The 818-nt window shown below is 34.8% G+C and carries 2 protein-coding genes; both read right to left on the bottom strand.

From position 1 onward, the window contains the following. Nucleotides 1-107: 107 nt before the first annotated feature. On the bottom strand, nt 108-488 hold the full coding sequence (locus QZL64_RS00010) for a hypothetical protein (protein WP_296309011.1): 381 nt from the start codon (nt 486-488) through the stop codon (nt 108-110). Then, nucleotides 489-758 (bottom strand): hypothetical protein, encoded by a 270-nt coding sequence (locus tag QZL64_RS00005; RefSeq protein ID WP_021840012.1) that lies wholly within the window; start codon nt 756-758, stop codon nt 489-491. Between the last annotated feature and the right edge of the window lie 60 nt (nt 759-818).

Genomic DNA, 818 nt, shown 5'->3' with positions numbered 1-818 from the left:
GCCACACACACTTTTTGTCCTATAAGCCGCTATTTTTTTCTTTCATTAGATTTTAATCGGGATTAAACCAGATTTAATAAGACGTATACTAGCTAAAGACTGACATTTTACTGTTTTAACATTGCTTCTTTAGTCAAAGTCATATGATCGAGTGTAAATTCTCTATCGGCAAATTTGATGCAAGCTTTTTTGAAAGCACGTTCGGTGCTGCTGGTACCGGCAGCATTTTCTTTTACAATGTATTTTTCATTATACACATATTTATCTTCTTTAACGGAATAAATAAGAACAGTGTACAATACGGTGACTTCAAATTTTACCGGAGAAAAACCGAGCCAAGCAGTTTTTACTTTCGAATCGGTGATTCTGGCATTAATCAATAATACATAATCGGAATTTGTTTGCTGTGCCATTTCATTTAATTCCTTTTTCTTCGGCACATAACCACGCCCCAAAGCAGTATCATCAGGATTCAAATCGTTTTCCAATTAATATTCTTCAAATACACTTTGGCTTTCAGCCATATTAACAGGTGATAAATTTTTGTGTTTAGCCAGTTCACGATCGATAGCTTTGTATAAAATTTCTCTTGCCTCTGTTTCATTGCTCACCCCTGCATTCCCTACATACACGAGCGGCATTATTCTTTCTTTACTACCGCTATTAGAATAAGCGGTAACATCAAAGGCATTTGTTGTAAATACAGCCCCAACTAAAACAAAAATCCCCATCATTAACAGTGAAAAAATTCTCTTCATAAATAAACCTCCTCTTACCTAAAAATAAAAATAGGCTTATAGGACAAAAAGTGTGTGTGG

Source organism: Veillonella sp. CAG:933 (genome assembly GCF_000431435.1).
Lineage (GTDB): Bacteria > Bacillota > Negativicutes > Veillonellales > Veillonellaceae > Veillonella_A.
This window is presented reverse-complemented; position numbering and strand designations above follow the sequence as displayed.